We start from the raw sequence: 23,130 nt of genomic DNA, 5'->3' as shown, positions 1-23,130 counted from the left end.
CGGCGGCGCGCCGCACCGTCGGCGGGTCCCCGTAGGATCGGGCGCGTGAGCCGCCCCGTCGTGACCGTCATCGTGCCCGGCCGCGACGTCGGCGCCTTCGCCGCCACCGCGGTCGCCTCCCTGCGCGAACAGACGTTCGCGGAGTGGAGGGCGATCCTCGTCGACGACGGATCCGCCGATGTCACGAGCACCGTGTTCGAGAACGCGGCGGCGGAGGACGACCGCATCCGCGTCATCCGGCACGCCGAGTCGCGCGGGCTCGGCGCCGCCCGCAATGCCGGGCTGGATCTGGTCGACACGCCGTATGTGGGCTTTCTCGACGCCGACGACGTCCTGCGTCCGCGTGCGCTCGAGCGGCTCGTGGGGACCGTGACCTCGACGGGGAGCGACCTCGTCGTCGGAGCCTACGTGCGGCTCCGCCCCGACGTCGACGGCGGCTATCGCGCCGGTGAGGTGCAGCCATGGGTGACGGCATCCACCGATCCGGAGCGTCACGGCGTCACCCTCGCGACGCACCCGGCCGCCGCCGGCAACATCGTGGCGTGGTCGAAGGTCGCGCGCACGGAGCTCTGGGACGGCCTGCGCTTCCCCGAGGGGCGCGCCTACGAGGACCAGGTCGTCGCGCAGCTGCTGTACACGCGGGCGCAGGCGTTCGACGTCATCCCGGACGTCGTCGTCGAATGGCGCGAGCGCGCCGACGGCACGTCGATCACGCAGCGCAAGGCCGAGCTGCCGATCCTCCGCGACTACCTGGACGCGCTGGCGGGGGGCGTGGCGGTGCTCGACGAGCGGGGATGGGATGCCGCGTCCGCCGGCCGTGTCGCCCTCATCTTCCGTCTCGACCTTCCGCCGCTGCTCGAGATCGCTCGGACGCATCCTGATCCGGAATACCGCGCGCTCCTCGACGCGTTCGTGCGCGAGCTCGCAGCTCGTCCCGGCGCCCCCCGGGGAGTCGACGAGCTCCTCGCCCTCGACTGACCCGGGTCAGGCTCCCTCGATGCGCGAGGCCGCCAGCTGCTCGGCGGCGAGCGCCGAATACAGGCCGCCGCGCGTGAGGAGCTCGCCGTGCGTCCCGGACTCCACGATGCGGCCGCCGTCGACCACGTGGATGACGTCGGCATCCACGATCGTCGACAGGCGGTGCGCGACCGTGATGGTCGTGCGGCCGCGGGCCGCGGCATCCAGCGCCTCCTGCACGACCCGCTCGGAGACGGTGTCGAGGGCGGACGTCGCCTCGTCGAGGAGCAGGACCGGCGGGTCCTTCAGCAGCACGCGCGCGATCGCGATGCGCTGCTTCTCCCCGCCGGAGAGGCGATAGCCGCGCTCACCCACGACCGTGTCGTAGCCCTGGGCGAACCCGGCGATGACGTGGTGGATATTGGCTGCTGTGCAGGCCGCCACCAGCTCGTCGTCCGTCGCATCAGGCTTCGCATACAGCAGGTTCTCGCGGATGGTCGCGTGGAACAGATACGTCTCCTGGGTGACGATGCCGACGTGGTCGATGATCGACTGATGCACGAGCGAGCGCACGTCGGCGCCTGCGAACATGACGCTCCCGCCGCTGGCCTCGTACAGTCGCGGCGTCAGATACAGGACGGTGGTCTTGCCGGCGCCGCTCGGCCCGACGAAGGCGACGTGCTGTCCCGGCTCGACGCGGAATGAGACCCGGTCCAGGGTGGGCCGGGGTGAGCCGCCGGCATCCGGATACCGGAACGAGACGTCGCGGAACTCGACGCTCCCGGCAGGCCCCGGCGCATCCTCGACGCGGATCGCATCCGGGTCGTCGGCGATGGCCGGCACCAGGTCCATGTACTCGAAGATGCGGGCGAACACCGCCTGCGACGTCTGAAGATCGAGGGCGACCCGCATGAGGCCCATGAGAGGCTGCAGCAGCCGTGCCTGCACCGTGGTGAAGGCGACGATGGTGCCGGCGGTGATCACGGCGTTCCCGTTCGCGAGGATGATGCCCGACACCAGGTAGATGACGGCCGGGACGCTGGCCATGATGACCCCGACGAGGGCGAAGAAGCCCTGGCCGCTCATCGCGCGGCGCACCTGCAGCCGTACCTGGTTGCGGTTCTCGGCACGGTAGCGGTCGCCCTCGGCCTGCTGACGGTTGAACGACTTGGACAGCAGGATGCCCGAGACGCTCAGCGTCTCCTGGGTGATGGCGGTGAGTTCGGAGAGCGACTCCTGCGTCTGCGCGGCGATGCGCGCGCGCACCTGTCCCACGCGCCGCTGGACGACGGCGAGCACCGGCATGATGATCACCGCGATGATCGTCAGCCGCCAGTCGATGAGGATCATGGCGACGAGGGATGCGACGACGGTGACGGTGTTGCCGAGGATGCTCGTGACGGTGTTGGTGAGCACGTCGGCGACGGCGCCGACGTCGTTCTGCAGTCGGGACTGCACCGCGCCGGTCTTCGTGCGGGTGAAGAAGCCGAGCTCCATCGACTGCAGGTGGTCGAACAGCCCCACCCGGAGGTCGCCCGTGACGGAGTTGCCGACCGTCGAGGTGAGCCAGGTCTGCACCACTCCGAGCCCCGCGGAGACGAGGAACAGCGCGATCATCGCGGCGACGAGCCGGAAGAGCAGGGGCAGGTCCACACCCCCGCCGTCCGTCGGGAACAGGGCGTCGTCGAAGACCCGCAGCACGATGAGCGGCGGGATGACGGCGATCGCGGCGCCCGCGATCACGAGCATGGCGGTCAAGACGATGCGGCCGCGGTAGGGGCGGAACAGGTTGACGGCCCGCTTGCCGAGATCCTTGATCTGCGGGGCTGCGGCGTTCGCCGCGCGCTGGGCGCGCGCATCCACTCCGCGGAATGCGGCTCCGCCCCCGCCGGGGTGTCCCATGGCCATCAGAGAGCTCCCCTCTTCCAATACGGTGGCGCGACGCGCGCCGGGCCGGCGATCGGCCCCGTCACCCAGGTCAACTCAATCCCGTCACGAGGTTGATGACGGTCGCCAGGATGACGGCGCCGAACAGGTAGGCGAGCAGCGTCTGGGCGACGACGATCCGCCGGACCTCATTCGATCGCACGTTTGTGTCCGCAACCTGATAGGTCATCCCGAGGCCGACCGAGAAGTACGCGAAGTCGGAGTACATCGGATCCTCGTCCTGATTGAACGAGATGCCGCCCACCGGCTCCGCGTAGTAGACACGTGCGTAATGGAGCATGTAGTCCACTTGGATGAGACTCCAGGATGCCGCCACGCTCAGCACCGCGATCCCGGCGAGCTCGAAGGACTCCGGTCCCACGGCGTGCTTCGCCTGGACGACGACGAAGACCACGGCGGCGAGGCTCGAGACCGAGCCGACCAGCGAGATCAGGCGCGCCGAGGCCCGTCCGGGGTCCTCAGCGATCGCATACTCGCGGGTGCGCGCGGCATCCATGTTCCACACGAAGATGAGGATCCACGCCACGTTCACGATGGCGAGGAACGCCCAGCCGGTCAACAGTCCCGCAGCCAGACCGAGCTGCGTCCCCACGGTGATTCCCGCGCCCGCGCCGAGGGCGAGGGAGAACAGGAATCGGATCCGCACGGAGTGACGCAAGGGCGGTGTGGTCATGACGGAATCGTTTCACGAAAGTCGGAATGCGATGTCGGATGCCACTGTTAGGTTGCTACGTGCCGCTTATCGCGGCCCATTACCTTTCACGCGCGTCGCTGCATCGGCGCGACCACGCGAGAACTCTGCAGAGGGGACGACCCATGGCCGCCACCGAAACGACGCCGGGAACGGGAAGCATTCCCACGTCGCAAGCCGCCGCTCCGACGCTCGGTCCCGAGGAGAGCCGCGTGGTGTGGCTGCTCCTCGCCGCCGCGTTCGTCGCCATCCTCAACGAGACCACGATGGGCGTCGCGATCCCGCACCTCATCACCGACCTCGGCATCACGGCGCTGGCCGCGCAGTGGCTGACCACGGCGTTCATGCTGACCATGGCGGTCGTCATCCCGATCACCGGCTTCCTGCTCCGCCGCTTCACGACGCGCACGATGTTCGTCGCCGCGATGGGACTCTTCTCACTCGGCACGCTCATCGCGTTCCTCGCGCCCGGGTTCCCTGTGCTCCTGGTCGCCCGCGTCGTCCAGGCCTCGGGCACCGCGATCATGATGCCGCTGCTCATGACGACGCTGATGACCGTCGTACCGCCGGCCATCCGCGGACGCATGATGGGCCGTGTCAGCATCGTGATATCGCTGGCCCCGGCGATCGGCCCGACGCTCGCCGGCGCGCTGTTGAACAGCTTCGAGTGGCGCTGGATCTTCGGTCTCGTCCTCCCGATCGCGGTCGTCGTGCTCGCCGTCGGCGCGCGCTGGATCCACAACCTCGGAGAGACGACGCGCGCGCCCATCGACGTGCTGTCGGTGATCCTGTCGGCGCTGGGCTTCGGCGGCCTCGTGTTCGGACTCAGCCAGCTGGGTGCGGGCGCAGGCGGCACGGGAGCGGATGCGGCGGCGGCCGCCGCTGCATCCACCACGACGCTCGTGGTGTCGCTCGCGGTGGGCGTCCTCTCGCTCGGCCTCTTCGGCTGGCGGCAGGTGATCCTGCAGCGCAAGGACGACGCCCTCCTCGACCTGCGCGTCTTCAAGAGCTCGAACTTCACGCTCTCGATCGCGCAGATGGCGATCATGTCGATGGCGTTCTTCGGCGCCATCACGATCGTTCCGCTCTACCTGCAGGACGTCCTCCAGGTCACGCCGCTCGTGACCGGTCTCGTGGTGCTGCCGGGGGCTCTCGCCATGGGCCTCACCGGCCCCGTCATCGGACGCATCTACGACCGCTGGGGGACCATGGTCCTGCTCGTGCCCGGTGCCGTGGTCACGAGCGGGATGTTGTGGTTCTACACGACGTTCACGGCGGCGACGCCGGTGTGGGTGATCGCCGTGGCGCAGACCGTGCTCTCGATCGGGCTGGCGCTGTCGTTCACCCCGCTGTTCACGGCGTCCCTCGGGTCGCTCGAGCCGCGCTTCTACTCGTACGGATCGGCCGTCCTCGGCACCGTGCAGCAGGTGGCCGGCGCCGCAGGCATCGCACTCATGTTCGGTGTCATGGCGGCCGCATCCGCGGCTGCCACCGCCGCGGGCGCGGATTCCGTCGCCGCGCAGGCGGCCGGCACTCAGGCGGCCTTCCTCACGGCCGCCATCCTGTCGCTGCCGCTGCTCGTGGGCGCCTTCCTCGTCCGCAAGCCGGCAGACCAGATCGGAGCGCCGGCCGAGGGCGAGCTCGTCGCGCACTGAAAGACCACTGTCGCCTTCGGCTCCGGCGTCCTAGCGTGATCTCCGGAGCCGAAGGAGACAGCGATGATCGTCATCCCCCCAGCCGAATCGGACGCAGCGGGACATGTCGCCGACATGTACGCCGGAGACATCGAGAGCGATGGATTCGTCTTCGCCCATACGAAGGCGATGGCGATCAACCCCGAGGCGCATCAGGCATTCGAGGCGCTCGTCCGCGCGATCGTGCCCTCCATCGGGGTGCGCACCTATGAGCTCGCGACGCTGGGAGCAGCCCGCGGCATCCGATCTCAGCATTGCCTGCTCGCGCACGGGCGCAAGACGCTCCGCGCCCATGCAATGGACGAGCAGCAGCTGCAGAGAGCCGCAGTCGACTACCGCGACGCGGGCCTCTCCCCCGCTGATGTCGCGGTGATGGCGTACGCGGAGAAGCTCTCGACGGATGCCGCGTCCATGACCGACGCGGACAGCCGGGAGCTGCGCGACCTCGGATTCAGCGACCGGCAGATCGTCGACATCACCCTCGCGGCCGCCGCGCGGAACTACTTCAGCCGCACGCTGCAGGCGCTCGCCGTGCCGCTCGACGACGTGCCCGGACTCTCTCCCGAGCTCGCCGACGCGCTCCTCTCGCCCACGCGCTGAACCCCGCGCGGGGTGTCAGGCCACGCCGCCCTGACAGAACGGGCAGTACTGGCCACTCGATGAGCCTGTGCCGCCCGGGATGTCGAGGATCGTCGTCCCGCACACCGGGCATGCCTCACCGGTGCGCCCGTGGACCCGCATCGCGGCGACCTTGGCCGACTTGAGGTCCGCGATGGGGATGCCGCGCCGGGCCTGCGTCGCATCCCGCATCACCGACACCACGGATGCGAACAGCCGGTCTCGCTCGTCACCCGTCAGCGCCGCCGCGTGTGCGAGCGGAGCGATCTTCGCCGTGTGCAGGATCTCATCGGAATAGGCGTTGCCGATGCCGGCGATCGACTCCTGCTCCTGCAGCAGAGCCTTGAGCTGCTTGCGCCGAGAGCCGACGACGCTGTCGAAGTCGCGCCGGGTGTATGACGGGTCGAGGGGGTCGGCGCCGAGCTTGGCGATCGATCCCACCTCCGCCGGATCGTCGACGACCGATACTCCGAGCGACAGCCACTCGCCGGCATCCGTCAGCTCCAGCTGTGCGCCGTCGAACGCCAGGTGCGCGACGACCGGCGCCGGCGCCTCGGCCGTCACCGGGTCCCAGGCCGCCCATCCCGCGCGGCCGAAGCTGATGACGAGGTGCGGGCCCCCGCCGTCGTCGGTGGCGAGATCGACGTGCTTGCCGTAGCGGCGCACCCCGGTCACTGTGCGGCCCTCCAGCTGCGTGAGCGGCCTCGCGCGTGTCTTGAGGACGCGGAACTCCTCGAGCTCGCCGCCGAGGAACCGCCGACCGTCGAGCCGTTCGGCGAGCTCGTCCGCCAGCGCCTGCACTTCGGGGGACTCGGGCATGGCTCCAGTGTGCCACCGTGCCCCGACACCGCCAGGCAGCCCGGTTCAGTGCGTGACGACGGCCTTCAGCAGGATCAGCACGCCGCCGAACGCAGCCGTGACGACGGCGCTGAGGAGGCGGGGACCCCAGTGCGTGCTCCAGCGCGCGACGGCGATCCAGCCGAGGGCGCCGAGCAGCACGGTGTCGGCGATGAGGGCCGCCCACTGGGACGTCGTGTCCTCGATGAGTTCGGTGGCGCCGAGCAGCAGGATGACGAGCGGCGGCAGCGAGGCGTACAGCATTCCGCTGGAATGCTTCGCGGCAGCGCCGAAGCTGGCCCGCACTCCTGCGTGGCCGTTGGTCGCGGCCAGGCGCCCGAGGGCCCCGGCGTACACGTGCGCCGCGAAGAATACGATGACAGTCACCACGACCGCGATGAAGGTGTCCCACGCGGTGCCTTGTGCCGCGGCGCTGGCCACGATCATGCCCGACACGAGGATGAGACCGTAGATCGCCTCTTCGGAGGTGAGGATGCGGTTGACCCGCGGCGTGATGTGGAGGTCTTCGTCGGTCATGGCCGGCGCGTCGAGGGTCAGCCGATGCAGCAGCTGTCGCCGCCGCAGCACGAACCTGCGGAGTCGGCGACCGCGAGGAGGTTCTTGTCGTCGGGGACCGTCAGAAGCGTCAGGGGGGCGGACTGGGGCGAAGTCGTCATGCGTACCATGCTATCGATCCTCGGCGGAGCCCGGCCCGGCGCTCACCTCATCGTGTCGAGGATCCCGACCAGCCGCTCGAACGTCGTGCGCGGGTTGAGGATCGCGAAGCGGGCGTTGGTGCGGCCCGCATGCGAGCTCGGAGTGACGAAGGCCATCTGATCGTCCAGCAGCCGGGCGGACCACCGGTTGTAATCCTCCTTCGTCCAGCCCTCGCGTTCGAAGACGACGACCGACAGCATCGGCCGGCGCACGAGACTCAGTTCGGGGCGGCTCTCGATCTCGTCCGCAATCCGCCGGGCCATCTCGATGCCGTGGCTGACCGCATCTCGGTACACGCCCGCCCCGTAAGTCGCGAGCGAGAACCACAGCGGCAGTCCGCGCGGGCGACGGGTGAGGTGGATGGCGAAGTCGGACGGGCTCCAGTCCTCGGTCTCCGTGAGTGTGTCGAGGTACTCGGCGTGCTGGGTGTGCGCGATGCGCCCGAGCTGAGGATCGCGGTAGATCAGCGCGCACGCGTCGAAAGGCGCGAACAGCCACTTGTGCGGGTCGACGACGAGCGAGTCGGCCCGTTCGACGCCGGCGAAGAGGGAGCGGGTGAGGGGCGACAGCATCCCGGCGAGCCCGTATGCGCCGTCGACGTGCAGCCAGAAATCGAACTCGTCCTTGAGCGCGGCGATGCCGGCGATGTCGTCGACGATGCCGAAATTGGTCGATCCGGCTGTCGCAACCACGGCGAAGACGCGGTCGCCGTGCTCCTCGAGCGCCGCACGGACGGCGTCGGCACGCAGGATGCCGTCTTCTCCGACAGGCACGGCGATGACGTCGACGTCCATGACCTTGGCCGCGGACTTGTTCGACGAGTGGGCCTCCACGCTGCACACCATCGCGAATCGCTCGGGGTTCTTGCCTTTGCGGCGGGCCGCGTCGCGCGCAGCGACGAGGGCGGAGAGGTTGCCGAGCGTGCCACCCTGGACGAAGACGCCGCCGGCGCCCTCGGGAAGCCCGAACTCGGCGGCGAGCCAGCGCAGCACCTCGTTCTCGGCGTGCACGGCACCGGCGCCCTCGAGCCACGAACCCCCGTAGAGGACGCTCGCGGAGACGACGACGTCGAAGGCGGCCGCAGCCTTCGTCGGCGCGGCCGGGATGAATGACAGGTACCCGGGGTCGTCGATCGAGATGCACGCCGGCGCGAGGACGTGCTCGAAGATCCCGAGGGCTTTGCGGGCGCCGATGCCCTGCTCGCTGATGGTGCGCCCGGCGAGCCGGACGAGCTCGGCAGCGGGAAGCGGCTTGTCGAGCGGTGTGTCCTGCGCGAGGAGCCGGTTGCGCGAGTATTCGAGGACGAGGTCGACGATGGCCGCCGTCTCGTCGGACACCTCATGCATGCGGGCGCTGTCTGCTGCGGTCATGGTTCCTCCTCTTAGGGCACCGCCATGGTGGCACGGCGGCGATGCCGGACGCTACTCGACCCGGAGCGCACGACGACGACGGCCCGCATCCGGAATCGGATGTGGGCCGTCGCCACTCGATTCATCAGCTGATCTTGCGACGGTACAGCGACATCGAGACGGCATAGCCGACGATGAGGATGCCGACGCACCACGCCAGCGCCACCCAGATGTCACTGCCCACGGGCTGTCCGGCGAACAACGCGCGAGTCGTGTCGACGATCGACGTGACCGGCTGGTTCTCCGCGAACCAGCGCACGGGTCCGGGCATGCTCTCCGTCGGCACGAACGCCGAGCTGATGAAGGGCAGGAAGATCAGCGGGTAGGCGAAGGCGCTCGCACCGTCCACGGTCTTCGCCGAGAGCCCGGCGATCACGGCCAGCCATGTGAGCGCCAGTGTGAACAGCACGAGGATGCCGGCCACGGCGAGCCATGCGGCCACGCTCGCCCCGGTGCGGAAGCCCATGATCAGCGCGACGCCGATCACGATCGCCACCGACACGAGATTGGCCACGAGCGACGTCAGCACCTGCGCCCACAGCACGCCGGAGCGCGCGATCGGCAGCGAGTGGAACCGCTCGAAGATGCCGCTCTGCAGGTCCATGAACAGGCGGTACGCCGTGTAGGCGATGCCCGATGCGATCGTGATCAGCAGGATGCCGGGCAGCATGTAGTCGATGTACGACCCCTTCGCGCTCCCGATGTCGATGGCCCCGCTGAACACGTACACGAACAGCAGCATCAATGCGATCGGCGTGACCGCGGTGGTGATGATGGTGTCGGGGCTGCGCAGGATGTGCCGCAGCGACCGGCCGGTGAGCACGGCGGTGTCGCCGATGGTGTGCGTGGTCATCGCCCTTCCTTCCGTGTGGCGGCGGCATCCTTCTCGATACCGCCTGTGGTCTCCTGCTCGGCCGCGTCCGCCTCGCCGGTGAGGGCGAAGAACACGTCCTCGAGGCTGGGCTGCTTCTCGACGTACTCGACCTTCGCCGGCGGCAGCAGCTGCTTGAGCTCGGCGAGTGTGCCGTTGACGATGATCGTGCCCTTGTGCAGGATCGCGATGCGGTCAGCCAACTGCTCGGCCTCCTCGAGGTACTGCGTGGTCAGCAGCACCGTGGTCCCGCTGCTCGCGAGCTCACGGACGGCGTCCCACACCTCGTTGCGCGCCGCCGGGTCGAGCCCGGTCGTGGGCTCGTCGAGGAAGATCACCGACGGGCGGCCGATGAGGCTCATCGCGATGTCGAGTCGGCGGCGCATCCCCCCGGAGTACGTCCCCACCCGGCGAGAGCCTGCCTCCGTCAGCGAGAACCGGGCGAGGAGCGCGTCGGCGATTCCGCCCGGATCCTTCTGGTGACGCAGCTTGGCGATGAGAACGAGGTTCTCCCGGCCGGTGAGCACCTCGTCGACGGCGGCGAACTGACCGGTGAGGCTGACGGTCTCGCGGACCTTCTGCGCCTGCGCAGCGACGTCGTAGCCCGCGATCGACGCGGTGCCCGCATCCGGCTTCAGGAGAGTGGAGAGGATGCGGACGACCGTGGTCTTGCCCGCCCCGTTCGAACCGAGGAGCGCGAAGATCCCTCCCCGTGCGACGTCGAAGTCGACGCCCTTCAGCACGTGCAGGTCCTTGTAGGACTTCTCGAGTCCCTGCACATGGATCGCGACGTCCGCGGTCATGAGCGCGCCTCCTTCTCGGCCTCGTCGATCGCCTTCACCAGGCGCGCCCGCTCCTTGTCGATCCACTGCTTGCCCGTGTAGGAGGCGGCGACCTCGTCGGCGAATGCCACCGGGTCGTCGCTGACGATCTCGCGCAGTGGAGTTCCGTCGGCGGCGGCGCGCTCCCACATGTCGACCTGGTCGCCCATCATCTTCATGAGCGTGTCGCCGTCGGTGATGCCGCCGGAGTACATGAAGTACCGCTGGACGGCCTTCGCCGCCGAGCCGTAGGGCTCGGGGAGGGCGTCGAGACGGGCCTTGTACTGCTTGTACTGCTTCTTCTGCTCCAGCGAGCCCGTCAGAGTCTCAATCCAGTTGGCCATGTCAGTTCTTCCCTTCGGTGTGTTCCTGCTGAATTCGTGTCATGCGACCCGCAAGCGAGTTCCAGCTCCCCCAGAACTCCTCCAGCTGTTCGCGTCCTTGCGTGTTGAGCGAGTACACCTTGCGCGGCGGACCCTTCTCCGATGCCACCCTCTCGACGTCGACGAGCTTCTTCTGCTCGATTCGCACGAGGACGGCGTAGATCGTGCCCTCGACGATGTCCGCGAACCCGCGGTCGCGAAGCTCGGCAGTGATCTCGTACCCGTATGCGGGACGCGTCGAGAGGATCGCCAGGACGATTCCTTCGAGAACGCCCTTGAGCATTTCGGTGTCCTGTTTGCCCATGAGGTCCCCCCTCTCTCGATCTGCTACTCAGTGTTGTTGACTACCAGTAGACAGTAACACTGAGTACCGGTAGATAGCAACACCAAGTACCGAAGTTCTTCGGAGGGTGGATCCACGCTCTCGCGCGCCCGCGGCGCCATGAGGCGGCGGTCGACGAGGAGACGTCGCGGAGGACGCGACGAAGGTCAGCTTCGACTCAGGTGTCGCCGCACGTGCGGAGCATGCCGGCGCGCCACTCGGGCCGAGCGGAGGCCGCGGGCAACGCTAGACGGGAACCGCGCTCTCGTCGTCGGACGCCGGCTCACCCGGCAGGTCGACGGGCTCGGGGACGAGGTGGAGACCCGCCGGGGAGTTGGCGGCGAACATGAGGGCCTCGAGCCACTTGCGATTGAGCTGCGCACGGCGGCTCCCCGAGTAGCTGAAGACGATCGAGGAGTGAGGATGCAACCAGACGGTCGTCCTGCCGCTGCCGAGACTGCGATCGACGGTCCAGTTGAAGGTGAACGCCTCGCTCCGTCTCAGCTTCGTGCCGATGACACTCTGCAGGTGAAGCAGGACCCGATCGTCGATGTCGAGTCTCGTGTCGTTCTCGTAGATGAACCTGCCCACGGGCCGCCCTTCTGCTCCGGGCCAGGGCCCGCCTTCGATCCCCGATCGAGCCCATTTTATCCTTCAAACGCAGGAGGTACGTCGACAGCGCGTCGGCTCGAACGAGCGCCAACCCGTCGAATCCCCGTCAATCCCGCTCGACACCCCCCACGGCGCGTTAGCGTGAGCCATGCCCGCAGCGATCCTCTCCATCGGCACAGCGGTTCCGGCGACACGCTTGGCCCAGTCCGAGGCGCGTGATTTCTTCGCCGCCCAGCCGGGGATCAGCCGCCTGGCGGGACGCCTCATCCACGCCGCGTTCGATCAGTCCGCGATCGACTTCCGCCATACCGTCATCCCGGACCTCCACACGCCGGAGGGAGGCATCTTCCTCAGCCCGGCGTCCGGCATGCAGCGGCCGACGACCGGTGCGCGCAACGCGTTCTACCGTCGCGAGGCGCCGTCGCTGTTCGCGGCCGCCGCGACGGACGCGCTCGCACGGGCCGGGATCGACGCATCCGAGGTCACCCACGTCGTCACGGCGTCCTGCACCGGGTTCTTCGCCCCGGGACCCGACTTCCGGCTCGTGAGGGACCTCGGCATCCCCACGAGTGCCGAGCGCTACCACATCGGATTCATGGGATGCGCCGCCGCCTTCCCCGCTCTGCGGGCCGCGGCGCGCATCTGCGAGGCCCAGCCCGGCGCGATCGTCCTCGTGTGCTGCGCCGAGCTGTGCACGCTGCACATCCGCTCGTCGAGCGAGCCCGACCAGATCGTCGCATCCTCCGTGTTCGCGGACGGAGCGGCCGCCGCCGTCGTGACCTCGGACGTCTCCCGCACGACGAGAGCCCGCCTGGAGGCGGACGCGTTCACGACCGCCATCACGAGCGAGGGCGAGCAGGCCATGGACTGGACGATCGGCGACGAGGGCTTCGAGATGGTCCTCACAGCGGAGGTGCCGCGGATCGTCGGGCGCGAGATCCGTGCCGCCGTGGAGGCCGCGGGCGGCTCGGAGACGACCGATGCCTGGGCCGTGCACCCCGGCGGGAGAAGCGTGCTCGATCGGGTGCAGTCGGGGCTCGAGCTGCCCGACAGCGCCATGACGACGTCTCGCTCGGTGCTGCGGGAGTACGGCAACATGTCCAGCGCCACCATCCTGTTCATCCTCGGCCGGGTGCTCGCCGACCCCTCGCTCGGCGACGGCGCGCGCATCATGGGCCTCGCATTCGGGCCGGGGCTGACGGTCGAGACGGCCAGGTTCACGCGCCGGGATGCGCCGTGAACCTCGCTGTCCGCGACGCGCAGCTGCGCGAGATGATGGACGACCCGGACTGCGACCCCGTCCGTCTGCGCCGCACCCTCGACCGGTTCGCGATCACGAACCGCGTCGTGGCGGGATGGGGACGCACGTACCGGGACCTGATCCGACCGACGCTCGCGGCGCTGGAGCGTCCGGCGACGATCCTCGATCTCGGATGCGGGGCCGGCGACGTGCTGCGGCGCGTCGTGCGGGCGGCGCAGCACGATGGATTCCAGCTCACAGGGCTCGGCGTCGATCCGGACGAACGGGCGGTCGCGACAACCCGACCGATGGATGGCGTCGCGTACCGCGTCGCCGACAGCCGGCGTCTGGTCGCCGAGGGGGCGACCTTCGATGTCGTGATCTCCAACCACGTGCTTCACCACCTCGACGAGCACGACCTCCGCCGATTCCTCGACGACTCTGCATCGCTGACGACGGCGCTCTGCGCGCACTCCGACATCCGCCGCACCTCGCTCGCCTACACGGCGTATGCGGTCGGGATCACACCGATCGCGCCGGGGTCGTACTTGCGCACGGACGGTCTGCGCAGCATCCGTCGCTCGTTCACACCGGGCGAGTTGTCCGCGGTCCTGCAGCCCGGATGGGTGGTGCGAACGTCGCGGCCGTTCCGCGTGCTCGCCGTGCATCGGCCGGGGCGCACATGAGCCATCACGACGTGATCGTCGTCGGAGCCGGCCCCGCGGGACTGCTGGTGTCCACCGCGCTCGCGCGCCGCGGGGTGGATGTCGCGCTCTACGAGGCCCGTGAGACCGCGGGGGCGGGGAGCCGGGCGATCGGTGTCCATCCGCCGGTGCTCGCGGCTCTGGAGGCGTCCGGCGTGACGGAGCGGATCCTCGCCGGCGCGGCCCGCATCCCGCGCGGCCAGGCGCGCGACCGCAGCGGAGACGTCCTGGGCGAGGTGCGCTTCGACGGCCTCGGCACGCGATTCCCGTTCGTGGCGGCGGTTCCGCAGGCGATCACCGAGGCCGCCCTCGCGCACGATGGGCCGCCTCCGATCCGGGGACGCCGGGTGGATGCCGTCAGCGAGCGCATCGACCGCGTCGAGGTGCGCTTCGGGGACGATGTCGCCACGGCATCGGCCGTCGTCGTCGCAGCCGGGGTCAGCGGGCGACGTCTGGTGCCTGAGGCCCTTCCGCGAGCACGAAGCTACCGGGACCGCTATGTCATGGCCGACCTCCCCGGACCGACGGGTGAGCCCGACGGGCTCGCCGTCGTGACGCTCGACTCCGCCGGGGTCGTCGAGTCGTTCCCCCTGCCGGGCGGGGGCCGGCGGCTCGTCGCGTGGACCGGCCGAGCGACCGCCGACGACGGCCTCGCGGTCGAGACGCTTCGCACCGCGGTGGCCGCGCGCACGCGGAACATCCCCCTGGCCGACCTCATCCAGGATGCGACGGCCTTCGGCATCCGTCGTGTGCTCTCCCGTCGCATGCGCAGCGGGCGCGTCTTCGTGATCGGCGACGCCGCGCACGAGATCAGCCCCATCGGCGGGCAGGGCATGAATCTGGGGCTGCTGGATGCCGCGACCCTCGCGCCCGTGCTCGCCCGATGGCTGTCGGAGCCGGGTTCCGCGCAGGCGCTCGATGTCTGGGAGCGCCGTCGCCTGCAGTCCGCGCGGACGGCGGCGCGCATCTCGGGGCTCAACACCGCGCTCGGCCGCGGGCGGCGCGCCGCATCCCATCGCCTTCTCTCGGGCGCGGTGCGCGGATTCGCCGGGCGGCTCTCCCCCGTGCTGGCACGCGCGTACGCCATGGGCTTCGACGCCGAGGGGTGAGGAACGTCAGGCGCCGAGCCGGGTGGCGACGACGACCTCGGCTGTCAGCAGCAGCGCCCCGGCCATGACGAGCCGGAACGACAGGCGCCGCGGCTCGCGCACGAGCGAGACGACCAGTCCCCAGGCGGCCAGTGCGAGCACGCCGGCTGTGAGCACCCAGGTCGTGATCACGCCCGCCGTGCCGCCGACGTCCGTGCCGACGCGCACAACGATCGCTCCGACGGCAAGCGCGACGTAGGCGACGACGGCCGCGGTGCGGCGGCCGAGCCGGTGCGGCAGTCCGCGCACCCCGGTGAGCTCGTCATCCTCCAGATCCGGCAGCACGTTCGAGAAATGCACCGCGGTTCCGAGCGCGGCGCCGGCGATCCACGCCCAGACCGGCGCGACGTGGGGTTGCGGCAGCGCCAGCGTCGCGAGCGACGGGAAGACGCCGAATCCCACGGCGAAGCATGCCGCCGACCACACGGTGGACTTCAGCGCCGCGTTGTAGGCCCACCCGCAGGCCAGGAACACCGCGTGCGCGACCGCCATCCCCCATCCGAGCAGCGCGGAAAGACCGAGTGCGACCGCGACCGCGACGACAGCCGTGATCCAGGCGGCGCGCACCGGCGCGTGCTCGCGCGCGAGCGGCTTGTCCGTGCGCGCCGCGACGCGATCCCGGGGCGCGTCGATCAGATCGTTCGAGAGTCCGATCGACACTTGGCCGAAGAAGACCGAGACCGTGAGGACGACGAGCGACGAGATGCCGACGCCGACTGCGAGTCCGAGAGCGAGGGCGATCGTCGTGACGACGAGGGTCGGGCCGGGATGCGTCGACCGCCAGAGAGTCGCGACCACATTGGGGCGGCCGCGCTTCGAACTCTCCGTGACGGCGGGTGTCATGGACCCACGCTACGGCTACCCGGTGGAGGATGGGTCGATGAAGGAGCGCGTCCTCGACCTGGTCTTCCTGATCGGCGTCCTGTTCAAGGGCATCGACGGACTGGCGGAGCTGATCGGCGGGGTCGTGCTGCTCATCGTGACGCCGGCCAAGCTCATCGGCGCCGCCGAAGATCTCACCGCGTCCGAGCTCGCCGAGGACCCGCACGACCTGCTCGCGAATCTGCTGCTGCACGGCGTGGCGCACCTGAGTGCGGGCGGGAAGACCTTCATCGCGGCCTACCTCCTGGTGCACGGCGTGGTGAAGCTCGCGATCGTCGTCGCGCTGCTCGTCGGCTCCCGCAGGATCTACCCGTGGGCAATGGCCGCCCTGGGACTGTTCCTCATCTTCCAGATCTACGAGATGGTCACGCAGCCGTCGGTCGGCGTCGCGATCCTCACGGTGTTCGATGCGGTGATCATCTGGCTGACGTGGCGCGAATGGAGGCGCGGCCGCGAGCTGCGCGACACCTGGCGGGGCACGGTGGCCTGGGTGTTCCATCGGACGCCCGCGCCCGAATCGGAATGAGCTACGCGCGGTTCCGATCGAGACCGTCGAACCGCGCGGTCTGGCTGCGAACGGCCTCGGTGACGCGCTCGAGGAAGCTCGTGATGATGCTCGCCTCCGAGGCGGTGAGGGATGCCGAGATCTCCCGCAGGCGGGCCGTCAGCGGGTCGATCTCATCCGGCTTGATCGTGCGATCGAACGTGACCACCTGCTTGCTCCGCCGATCGGCCGGATGCGGCCCGACGCTGAGGAACCGCTTGGCGACGAGCCTGTCGAGGAGCGTCGTCACAGACGACGGCGACAGATGGAGCTGGTCGGCGATCATCCTGGGCGTGACCGCGATGCCGTCATCCCCCAGCTCCGACACGTAGCGCAGCGCGGCGCGGTCGGTGTCGTTCAGGCCGGACTGCCCGGCCCTCTGGCGCCCCAGACGGGCCTCCGCGAGTCGCAGGCGCTCGACTGCATCGGTCAGCGTGCGGACCTCGTCGACAGTCGCTCCGCCGTCTTCACTGACCATGCCTGAACGATACCGAACATTACTCGGAAATCGAAATATGAGAAACCTCACATTTCGGCTCCGAATATTACGGAACCGAACTATCATGGGAATCGCGTAACCGTGCCCCAGCGGTCGCGACGACCCAGAGGAGCCGGAGATGGGCAAGTTCCACTACAACGCCACGACCCGGGCGGAGATCGACGACCGACTCCTGCTCCATCTCCAGATCGTGATCGGCACCAAGCTGCGGCGAGGCGAGGCGTTCCCGTTCACATGGAAAGGCGACGCGAGCCTCGGTGGGGGGCACATCACCGTGTGGGTGAGCGCCTCCTCCACTCTGATCTACCGCTATCACGGCAGCCGCACGCCTTCCGTGAACGGCCAGTGGCTCGAGGCGCTCATGAACGCCGCGAACTCCCCCGCCGGCCTCTACCCTGTGAGCGAGCCCGCGGCTGTGTCGCGGAGGGACGCCATCGGACCGGACGAGCAACTCACTCTGGAACTCGTTCCCTGATCCGCCGCCCGGCCGGCGTGTCCCCAGCACGCCCCCAGCAGCCGGCCGGGCGCGCGAGGTCGCTTCATCGTCTGAGCCAGGGTGCTCGATGTCGTGAGACGGCTGACGCCGGCGCGTCCGGATGTCCGCTCCCCCGCGTAGCGTCGTCGCATGACGTTCTTCGGCATGCTCGAGACCCCGGTCGGCATGATCGGCGTCGAGAGCGACGGCGACGCGATCACCCGGGTCAGGTGGATGCAGGTGCCCCAACCGCCCGGGTCCTCCCCCGATCCGGTGCTCGCCGAGGCGCTGCGCGAGCTGACCGCGTACTTCGCCGGTGACCTGACGCGGTTCGATGTGCCGGTGGCCATTCCCGCTCGACCCGATCCGACGAATGCTGTGCTGAGCACGCTCCACGGCACGGTTGCGTACGGCGAGTCGGTGACGTACGGCGAACTGGCGACGCGCAGCGGCGGTGCGGTGCCGGCGCGGGCCATCGGCTCGATCATGGGCGCGAACCCGATCGCGATCATCGTGCCGTGCCACCGAGTGGTGGCCGCGGACGGCCTCGGCGGCTACTCGGGAGGCACACCGGGTCAGCGTCGTTCGACCAAGCGCTGGCTGCTCGCACACGAGGGCGCGCTGCCGCCCTCCCTGTTCTAGGACCCTTCGTCGAACTCGCGCCGCAGATACTTCGGCGCCTGCACGCGCCAGGACTCTGTGACGAGCTCGGTGAAGTGGTCGGGGTCGATGCGCTGCATCCTGAAGGCGATCTTCGGCTCGCCCCAAGGCGTCGTCCGCGGCAGGAACACGTCCGGTGCCATCTCGCGGAGGGCGAATGCCTCGACGTCGTCGGCGAGCTTCACGGCCACCACGAGCTCCGTCGCCATGATCTCGCGCACCTGCTCCGGGACACTCGGCCACGGTGCGCACTCCCACGCGTACAGCTTGCGGCGCACGAACCACGCGGCGCCGCCCGTCATCGCGCGCTCTTCACTTCCCGGCAGGCGGTCCGCGATGATGCGCAGATCGTCGAGGCTGACCACCTTCGAAGGCTAATCGGGACTCCCGACATCGCGAACGGAAGCGTAGGTTGTCCTCACGACCTGTCGGCAGCCGCTTGCGATCAGCATCGTCCCGGCCCGACGGCCGCGAGGAGGGCGACATGATCGAGACAGCACCTGCGGGGTGGTACGGGCTGCCGGGCGGGGGCAGCCGGTTCTGGGACGGACGGATGTGGACGCCCGACGTCCTCGGCGCGCCCTCGCACGCAGCGGAGTACGAAGCTCTCTCGCCGGATCTGCCGCCGCCTCAGACCCTGGTGATGGAGCCGCCGGCAATGGAGACGATGGTGATGGAGCCGCTCACGACGGCGGTGCCGGCGGGCTGGTACGCGAACGCGTCCGGGGTCCTGCAGTGGTGGGACGGCACGGCGTGGGGACCGCTGGAGCCGCGTGCCGGAGCGGGTCGACGTCGGGCGAAGGAGGCGGGGATCGCGTACGTCTTCTTCCTCCTGCTCGGCGGGGTCGCTGCGCACCGGTTCTACCTGGGGCTGACGGGGTCGGCCATCGCCTTCAACATCATCTGGTGGGGCGGGTGGATGCTGTCTCCTCTCCTCATCGGCATCCCGTTCGTCATCGCAGGCGGTTTCTGGCTCTTCATCGACCTCTTCCGCATCCCGTTCCTGACGCGTTCCGTGAATGCCCAGCGCGGCTAGGACCCCGAGAAGTGCGCACGTGGGACGCGTGCTAACGTCGTCCCGATCGTTGTCGACCGACAGGAGGTGAGACCCATGAACGCAGTACCGCAATGGGTGCTCCCCCGGCAGGAACGATCCTGCGACTGAGGTAGTCGCACGGGAGCGCCGACAGGCATATCGCGAAAGGCGACTCCCATGAACACCTCCTCCACCTCTCACAACGCGTCCACGTCTCCGACCGCGGGCAACTGGCCGATGCCGGATCAGCGGTTCGATGTCGTGGGCTCCGGTTGCGCTCACAAGCGCGCCCTCGTCCTCGCAGGCGGCGGCGCGGCAGGCAACGCCTGGGCGCTCGGCGTCGTCGCCGGCCTCGCGGACGGCGGCCTCGACGTCACCCGGGCCGACCTCGTGATCGGCACGTCGTCCGGTTCGACCGTGGCCGCGCAGGTCACGAGCGGAATCCGTCCCGCCGACCTGTACGCGTCGATCCTCGCCGAGCGGGCGCCGGCACGCGGCGGCTCCCCTCTCCGGGGACCCGCGGGCGCCGTCACGGGTCAGAGCTACCTCGACTGGTCGGACGCGATCATCGCGTCCGCGTCGGACGCCTCCGACATGCGGCGCAGGATGGGCACCGCGGCGCTCGAGCGCGACGCATCCGACCGTGCGGACGGGATGCGATGGCGCGGCGTGGTCGCGGCCCGCCTCCCCGGCTCCGAGTGGCCCGCACAGCGCGTGCTGATCACGGCGGTCGACGCGCGCACCGGCGATCCGGTCGTCTTCGACCGCGACAGCGGCATCGACCTCGTGGATGCCGTGGCGGCGAGCACCTCCGCGATGAATCCGTACCCGATCGGCGAGAACCGGTACCTCAACGGGAGCTACCGGCGCAGCGAGAACGCCGACCTCGCCGCCGGCTATGGCCGCGTGCTCATCCTCGTCCCTTTCGGCGGGCGGACGCGCGTACCGCGTGAGTGGGGCATGGACCTCGCCGCCCAGGTCGCAGACCTCGAGGGCGGCGGCAGCGCGGTCGAGGCGGTGTTCCCGGATGCGTCGACCCAGGGCCTCTTCGACGCTAACGCGCTGGATCCGGCCACCCGGCTGCAGGCCGCCCGTGGTGGCTACGAGCAGGGCCGCTCGCTCGCGTCGACGCTCACTGACTTCTGGCGCTGATTCTCTCGCTCAGCCGTCCGCCGCGGCTCCGCACGCTGAGAGTTTTGCATGAGTGCACAGATTGGTGTTCTGCATCCTTGCATGCATGCAATTATGTAGGTACGCAATCTTACGAAGGAACATGATGTCTTCAACCGCAACAGCGCCCACGCGGACTGTGCGCGCATCCCGCCACACTCCCGGGTCCCCGATCATGACGCACCGGCAGATCATGCTGGTGATCGTCGGCCTGATGGCCGGCATGTTCCTCGCATCCCTCGACCAGACCATCGTGTCGACCGCCATCCGCACCATCGGCGACGACCTGCACGGTCTCGATCAGCAGGCATGGGTGACCACCGCCTACATGATCACGTCGACGATCATGGTGCCGATCTACGGCAAGCTCTCCGACGTCTTCGGACGCCGCCCGCTCTACCTCTTCGGCATCGCCGTGTTCATCGTCGGGTCGCTGCTGTCGAGTTTCTCGACCTCGATGATCGAGCTCGCCGCGTTCCGCGCCTTCCAGGGCATCGGCGCGGGTGCGCTCATGTCGCTGCCGCTGGCCATCATGGGCGACATCCTCGCTCCGCGTGAGCGCGCCAAGTACCAGGGCTTCTTCCTCGCGATCTTCGGTGTCTCGGCCGTCCTCGGCCCGCTTCTGGGCGGTGTCTTCGCCGGCGCGAGCGAGATCTTCGGCATTACCGGATGGCGCTGGGTCTTCCTCATCAACGTGCCGATCGGAATCATCGCCATCGGCATGGTCTTCGCATTCCTGCATCTGCCGAAGATCGGCGACCGGGCGAAGCCGCGCATCGATTGGTGGGGGGCCACGGCGGTCGTCGTCGCGCTCGTGCCGTTCCTCCTGGTCGCCGAGCAGGGCCGCACGTGGGGCTGGGACTCGACCGCATCCATCACCTGCTACGTCATCGGTGCGCTCGGCCTCATCGCATTCCTCCTCATCGAGCGACGCATGGGCGAGGATGCGATCATCCCGCTGAAGCTCTTCCGCTCCGGCACGTTCTCGATGGCGACGGGCCTCGGCTTCCTCATCGGCTTCGGCATGTTCGGCGCGATGCTCACCATCCCGCTCTACCTCCAGATCGTCGCCGGCCTCTCCCCGACCGCATCCGGGTTCGCGATGCTGCCGATGGTCCTCGGCCTCATGGTCTCGTCCATCGGGTCCGGTCAGCTCATCTCCCGCACAGGCAAGTACCGCTGGCTGCCGACCATCGGCATCGCGCTGGTCGCCGCGGGCTACGGCCTGCTGACGATGCTGAGGGTCGACTCGTCGATCTGGATGCTGTCCGCGATCATGGTGCTCGTCGGCCTCGGCCTCGGCATGGTCCAGCAGGCGCTGACCCTCGCCACGCAGGGCGCGGTCGAGCCGCGGGACATGGGTGTGGCGACGAGTGCCGCCACGTTCTTCCGCCAGATCGGCGGCACGCTCGGCACCGCGCTGCTCCTGTCGATCCTGTTCTCGGTCATGCCGACGCACATCAACACCGCGATGGCCGACAAGACGCAGCTGACCGCCGCGCTGGACGCCGCGATGAACCCGGCTGTCGCGGACAAGGCGAACAACAAGGGCGTCATGGACCAGATGTGGTCGAAGATCGTCGACCCGATCGAGAAGGGCACGCAGGAGGGTCTCGACAAAGCGACCGCTCAGGTGACCGCCGGCGTCAAGGTCGCCGTCACCCAGAAGGTGACCGCCGCGGTCGACGCGCAGGTCGTCGCCGGGCACCTCCCGCGGCTCGCGGCCGACTCGGTGATCGCGGAGCAGGTCGCGAAGGCGCTCCCCGATGCGACCGCCGCTGCGCTGCAGCAGGCCGCGGACAAAGCGGGCGTCTCCGTGATCGACGGCAAGCTCGCCGTCGACTACACGAACGCCGAGCAGCGCGCGGCGATCGTCGACAAGGTCGAGCCGACGATCGAGAAGAAGCTGAGGGCCACCTCGTCGTCCAGCTCATCCGACAGCTCGAGCATGAGCGACACGTCGTTCCTGAACGGCGCGGACAAGCAGCTGACGGTGCAGTTCCTCACCGGCTTCACCACGGCGACGAGTCCGGTGTACTGGACCGGTCTGCTCGTGATGCTCGTCGCGTTCGTGCTGTCGCTGTTCTTCAAGGCTCCCCCGCTGCGTCAGCGCTCTGCGCTGCAGGAGCAGGCCGACCAGCACGCCGCGCAGGTGGAAGCTGAGAAGACGGATGCCGAGAAGACAGATGACGAGGTCATCGCAGAGCTCGAGGAGCGGGTCAACACCTGACCCGTCACAATGGGAGGTGCACCGGCCGGACGAGTTCCGGCCGGTGCATCCCCGCAGAACGGATTGAGACGATGACGAACCTGCAGCCGGATTCGCTCCGCGAGCGCAAGAAGCGCGAGACGCGCGAGCGCATCCGCGAGGCCGCCGTCGAGCTGGCGGATGCGAAGGGCATCGCCGATACGACGGTCGAGGAGATCTGCGCCGCGGCCGATGTGTCCGTGCGCACGTTCTTCAACTACTTCCCGAGCAAGAACGCCGCGATCCTGGGCCTTCCCGTGCTCGTGATCACGGACGAAGCTCGTGCCGCGTTCCTCGAGAGTGAGGGCTCGCTCGTGGGCGACATCGTGACGCTGATCACTGGCCTCGGGATCGAGCTGCCGGCGAAGCACAAGCACGGGATCGTCAAGCGCCACCCGGAGCTTGCGTCGACGCTCATGGAGTGGGGCAGCCGGCACCGCAGCGACCTCATCTCGATCGTGGAGCAGCGGACGGATGCGCCGACCGCGCGGCTCGCCGTCGGCGCGGTGATGCTCGCATTCGGCGACGCGGCGTCGGAAGGCGGCGACCTCAGCGAGGACACGATCGTGGATGAGGTGCACCTGGCTCTCGACCGACTCGCCGGACTCCTCGCGGAGCGCACTCCGCGCTGAATCCTGCGCCGAG

The 23,130-nt window shown here is 69.2% G+C and carries 27 protein-coding genes; 13 read left to right on the top strand and 14 right to left on the bottom strand.

Annotated elements, in window-relative coordinates:
- Nucleotides 1-45: 45 nt before the first annotated feature.
- A complete protein-coding gene (locus AC0NZN_RS12345; RefSeq protein ID WP_474592606.1) occupies nt 46-978 on the top strand; it encodes a glycosyltransferase family 2 protein in 933 nt (310 codons plus the stop codon).
- A gap of 6 nt (nt 979-984) precedes the next feature.
- On the opposite strand, the gene AC0NZN_RS12340 is transcribed toward AC0NZN_RS12345, so the two are convergent.
- Together AC0NZN_RS12340 and AC0NZN_RS12335 are read right to left on the bottom strand one after the other, a co-directional pair.
- Complete coding sequence (locus tag AC0NZN_RS12340) at nt 985-2,859, bottom strand: ABC transporter ATP-binding protein (protein ID WP_474592841.1); 1,875 nt, start codon at nt 2,857-2,859, stop codon at nt 985-987.
- Between the two features lie 76 nt (nt 2,860-2,935).
- Complete coding sequence (locus tag AC0NZN_RS12335; protein WP_474592605.1) at nt 2,936-3,577, bottom strand: DUF1345 domain-containing protein; 642 nt, start codon at nt 3,575-3,577, stop codon at nt 2,936-2,938.
- A 143-nt stretch (nt 3,578-3,720) separates the two neighbouring features.
- On the opposite strand from AC0NZN_RS12335, the gene AC0NZN_RS12330 reads away from it, so the two are divergent.
- A complete protein-coding gene (locus tag AC0NZN_RS12330) occupies nt 3,721-5,250 on the top strand; it encodes a DHA2 family efflux MFS transporter permease subunit (protein WP_474592604.1) in 1,530 nt (509 codons plus the stop codon).
- Between the two features lie 63 nt (nt 5,251-5,313).
- Nucleotides 5,314-5,889 carry a carboxymuconolactone decarboxylase family protein gene (locus AC0NZN_RS12325; RefSeq protein ID WP_474592603.1) on the top strand — a complete coding sequence of 192 codons (576 nt, stop codon included), beginning with the start codon at nt 5,314-5,316 and terminating at the stop codon, nt 5,887-5,889.
- Nucleotides 5,890-5,904: 15 nt separating this feature from the next.
- Here the strand turns inward: AC0NZN_RS12325 and AC0NZN_RS12320 are convergent, their stop codons facing one another.
- The 9 genes from AC0NZN_RS12320 to AC0NZN_RS12280 form a co-directional block, all read right to left on the bottom strand.
- The gene (locus tag AC0NZN_RS12320) at nt 5,905-6,726 is read right to left on the bottom strand and encodes a DNA-formamidopyrimidine glycosylase family protein (protein ID WP_474592602.1); all 822 of its coding nucleotides are present in this window, start codon (nt 6,724-6,726) and stop codon (nt 5,905-5,907) included.
- Nucleotides 6,727-6,771: 45 nt separating this feature from the next.
- Nucleotides 6,772-7,281: a hypothetical protein gene (locus tag AC0NZN_RS12315; protein ID WP_474592601.1), complete on the bottom strand. Its 510-nt coding sequence runs from the start codon at nt 7,279-7,281 to the stop codon at nt 6,772-6,774.
- 17 nt (nt 7,282-7,298) lie between these two features.
- Entirely contained in the window at nt 7,299-7,421 is a 123-nt protein-coding gene (locus AC0NZN_RS12310; protein ID WP_474592600.1) for a hypothetical protein, read from the bottom strand.
- 42 nt (nt 7,422-7,463) lie between these two features.
- A complete protein-coding gene (locus tag AC0NZN_RS12305; protein ID WP_474592599.1) occupies nt 7,464-8,831 on the bottom strand; it encodes a pyridoxal phosphate-dependent decarboxylase family protein in 1,368 nt (455 codons plus the stop codon).
- 124 nt (nt 8,832-8,955) lie between these two features.
- Entirely contained in the window at nt 8,956-9,723 is a 768-nt protein-coding gene (locus AC0NZN_RS12300; RefSeq protein WP_474592598.1) for an ABC transporter permease, read from the bottom strand.
- A complete protein-coding gene (locus AC0NZN_RS12295; protein WP_474592597.1) occupies nt 9,720-10,544 on the bottom strand; it encodes an ABC transporter ATP-binding protein in 825 nt (274 codons plus the stop codon). The genes AC0NZN_RS12300 and AC0NZN_RS12295 overlap by 4 nt, the downstream gene beginning before the upstream one ends.
- Nucleotides 10,541-10,906, bottom strand: a complete 366-nt coding sequence (locus AC0NZN_RS12290; RefSeq protein WP_474592596.1) for a DUF1048 domain-containing protein — start codon at nt 10,904-10,906, stop codon at nt 10,541-10,543. The genes AC0NZN_RS12295 and AC0NZN_RS12290 overlap by 4 nt, the downstream gene beginning before the upstream one ends.
- 1 nt (nt 10,907) lies before the next feature.
- Complete coding sequence (locus AC0NZN_RS12285) at nt 10,908-11,249, bottom strand: PadR family transcriptional regulator (RefSeq protein WP_474592595.1); 342 nt, start codon at nt 11,247-11,249, stop codon at nt 10,908-10,910.
- A gap of 264 nt (nt 11,250-11,513) precedes the next feature.
- Nucleotides 11,514-11,858, bottom strand: coding sequence for a DUF7882 family protein (locus AC0NZN_RS12280; RefSeq protein WP_474592594.1), 345 nt, complete (start codon nt 11,856-11,858; stop codon nt 11,514-11,516).
- 169 nt (nt 11,859-12,027) lie between these two features.
- Between AC0NZN_RS12280 and AC0NZN_RS12275 the strand changes: the two genes are divergently transcribed.
- From AC0NZN_RS12275 to AC0NZN_RS12265, 3 genes are read left to right on the top strand one after another with little or no spacing between them, the layout of a single operon-like run.
- Entirely contained in the window at nt 12,028-13,119 is a 1,092-nt protein-coding gene (locus tag AC0NZN_RS12275; protein ID WP_474592593.1) for a type III polyketide synthase, read from the top strand.
- A complete protein-coding gene (locus tag AC0NZN_RS12270; protein WP_474592592.1) occupies nt 13,116-13,805 on the top strand; it encodes a methyltransferase domain-containing protein in 690 nt (229 codons plus the stop codon). Before AC0NZN_RS12275 ends, AC0NZN_RS12270 begins: the two co-directional genes overlap by 4 nt.
- Complete coding sequence (locus AC0NZN_RS12265; protein ID WP_474592591.1) at nt 13,802-14,932, top strand: FAD-dependent oxidoreductase; 1,131 nt, start codon at nt 13,802-13,804, stop codon at nt 14,930-14,932. Before AC0NZN_RS12270 ends, AC0NZN_RS12265 begins: the two co-directional genes overlap by 4 nt.
- A 6-nt stretch (nt 14,933-14,938) precedes the next feature.
- Here AC0NZN_RS12265 and AC0NZN_RS12260 read toward each other — a convergent pair whose 3' ends face one another.
- Nucleotides 14,939-15,814, bottom strand: a complete 876-nt coding sequence (locus AC0NZN_RS12260; protein ID WP_474592590.1) for a UbiA family prenyltransferase — start codon at nt 15,812-15,814, stop codon at nt 14,939-14,941.
- 37 nt (nt 15,815-15,851) lie between these two features.
- Here AC0NZN_RS12260 and AC0NZN_RS12255 point away from each other — a divergent pair, with 37 nt between their 5' ends.
- Entirely contained in the window at nt 15,852-16,379 is a 528-nt protein-coding gene (locus tag AC0NZN_RS12255) for a DUF2127 domain-containing protein (protein WP_474592589.1), read from the top strand.
- 1 nt (nt 16,380) lies between these two features.
- Here AC0NZN_RS12255 and AC0NZN_RS12250 read toward each other — a convergent pair whose 3' ends face one another.
- Complete coding sequence (locus AC0NZN_RS12250) at nt 16,381-16,875, bottom strand: MarR family winged helix-turn-helix transcriptional regulator (protein ID WP_474592588.1); 495 nt, start codon at nt 16,873-16,875, stop codon at nt 16,381-16,383.
- Nucleotides 16,876-17,014: 139 nt separating this feature from the next.
- Between AC0NZN_RS12250 and AC0NZN_RS12245 the strand changes: the two genes are divergently transcribed.
- Together AC0NZN_RS12245 and AC0NZN_RS12240 are read left to right on the top strand one after the other, a co-directional pair.
- Complete coding sequence (locus AC0NZN_RS12245; RefSeq protein ID WP_474592587.1) at nt 17,015-17,371, top strand: DUF7882 family protein; 357 nt, start codon at nt 17,015-17,017, stop codon at nt 17,369-17,371.
- 150 nt (nt 17,372-17,521) lie between these two features.
- Nucleotides 17,522-18,013 (top strand): methylated-DNA--[protein]-cysteine S-methyltransferase, encoded by a 492-nt coding sequence (locus AC0NZN_RS12240; RefSeq protein WP_474592586.1) that lies wholly within the window; start codon nt 17,522-17,524, stop codon nt 18,011-18,013.
- On the opposite strand, the gene AC0NZN_RS12235 is transcribed toward AC0NZN_RS12240, so the two are convergent.
- Nucleotides 18,010-18,396, bottom strand: coding sequence for a hypothetical protein (locus AC0NZN_RS12235; protein WP_474592585.1), 387 nt, complete (start codon nt 18,394-18,396; stop codon nt 18,010-18,012). The two genes, AC0NZN_RS12240 and AC0NZN_RS12235, sit on opposite strands and share 4 nt — an antisense overlap.
- 119 nt (nt 18,397-18,515) lie before the next feature.
- Here AC0NZN_RS12235 and AC0NZN_RS12230 point away from each other — a divergent pair, with 119 nt between their 5' ends.
- The 4 genes from AC0NZN_RS12230 to AC0NZN_RS12215 all read left to right on the top strand — a co-directional run bounded on the left by AC0NZN_RS12230 (nt 18,516) and on the right by AC0NZN_RS12215 (nt 23,117).
- Nucleotides 18,516-19,067, top strand: a complete 552-nt coding sequence (locus AC0NZN_RS12230) for a TM2 domain-containing protein (RefSeq protein WP_474592584.1) — start codon at nt 18,516-18,518, stop codon at nt 19,065-19,067.
- Between the two features lie 177 nt (nt 19,068-19,244).
- Nucleotides 19,245-20,219, top strand: a complete 975-nt coding sequence (locus tag AC0NZN_RS12225) for a patatin-like phospholipase family protein (protein WP_474592583.1) — start codon at nt 19,245-19,247, stop codon at nt 20,217-20,219.
- 193 nt (nt 20,220-20,412) lie between these two features.
- Nucleotides 20,413-22,467, top strand: a complete 2,055-nt coding sequence (locus AC0NZN_RS12220; protein ID WP_474592582.1) for an MDR family MFS transporter — start codon at nt 20,413-20,415, stop codon at nt 22,465-22,467.
- Between the two features lie 71 nt (nt 22,468-22,538).
- Nucleotides 22,539-23,117 carry a TetR/AcrR family transcriptional regulator gene (locus tag AC0NZN_RS12215; RefSeq protein ID WP_474592581.1) on the top strand — a complete coding sequence of 193 codons (579 nt, stop codon included), beginning with the start codon at nt 22,539-22,541 and terminating at the stop codon, nt 23,115-23,117.
- The last annotated feature ends 13 nt before the right edge of the window (nt 23,118-23,130 follow it).

It is taken from the genome of Microbacterium sp. sgz311019 (assembly GCF_056135325.1).
Note: the sequence above shows the minus strand (reverse complement) of the source record. Positions and strands in the feature narration are given on the sequence as shown.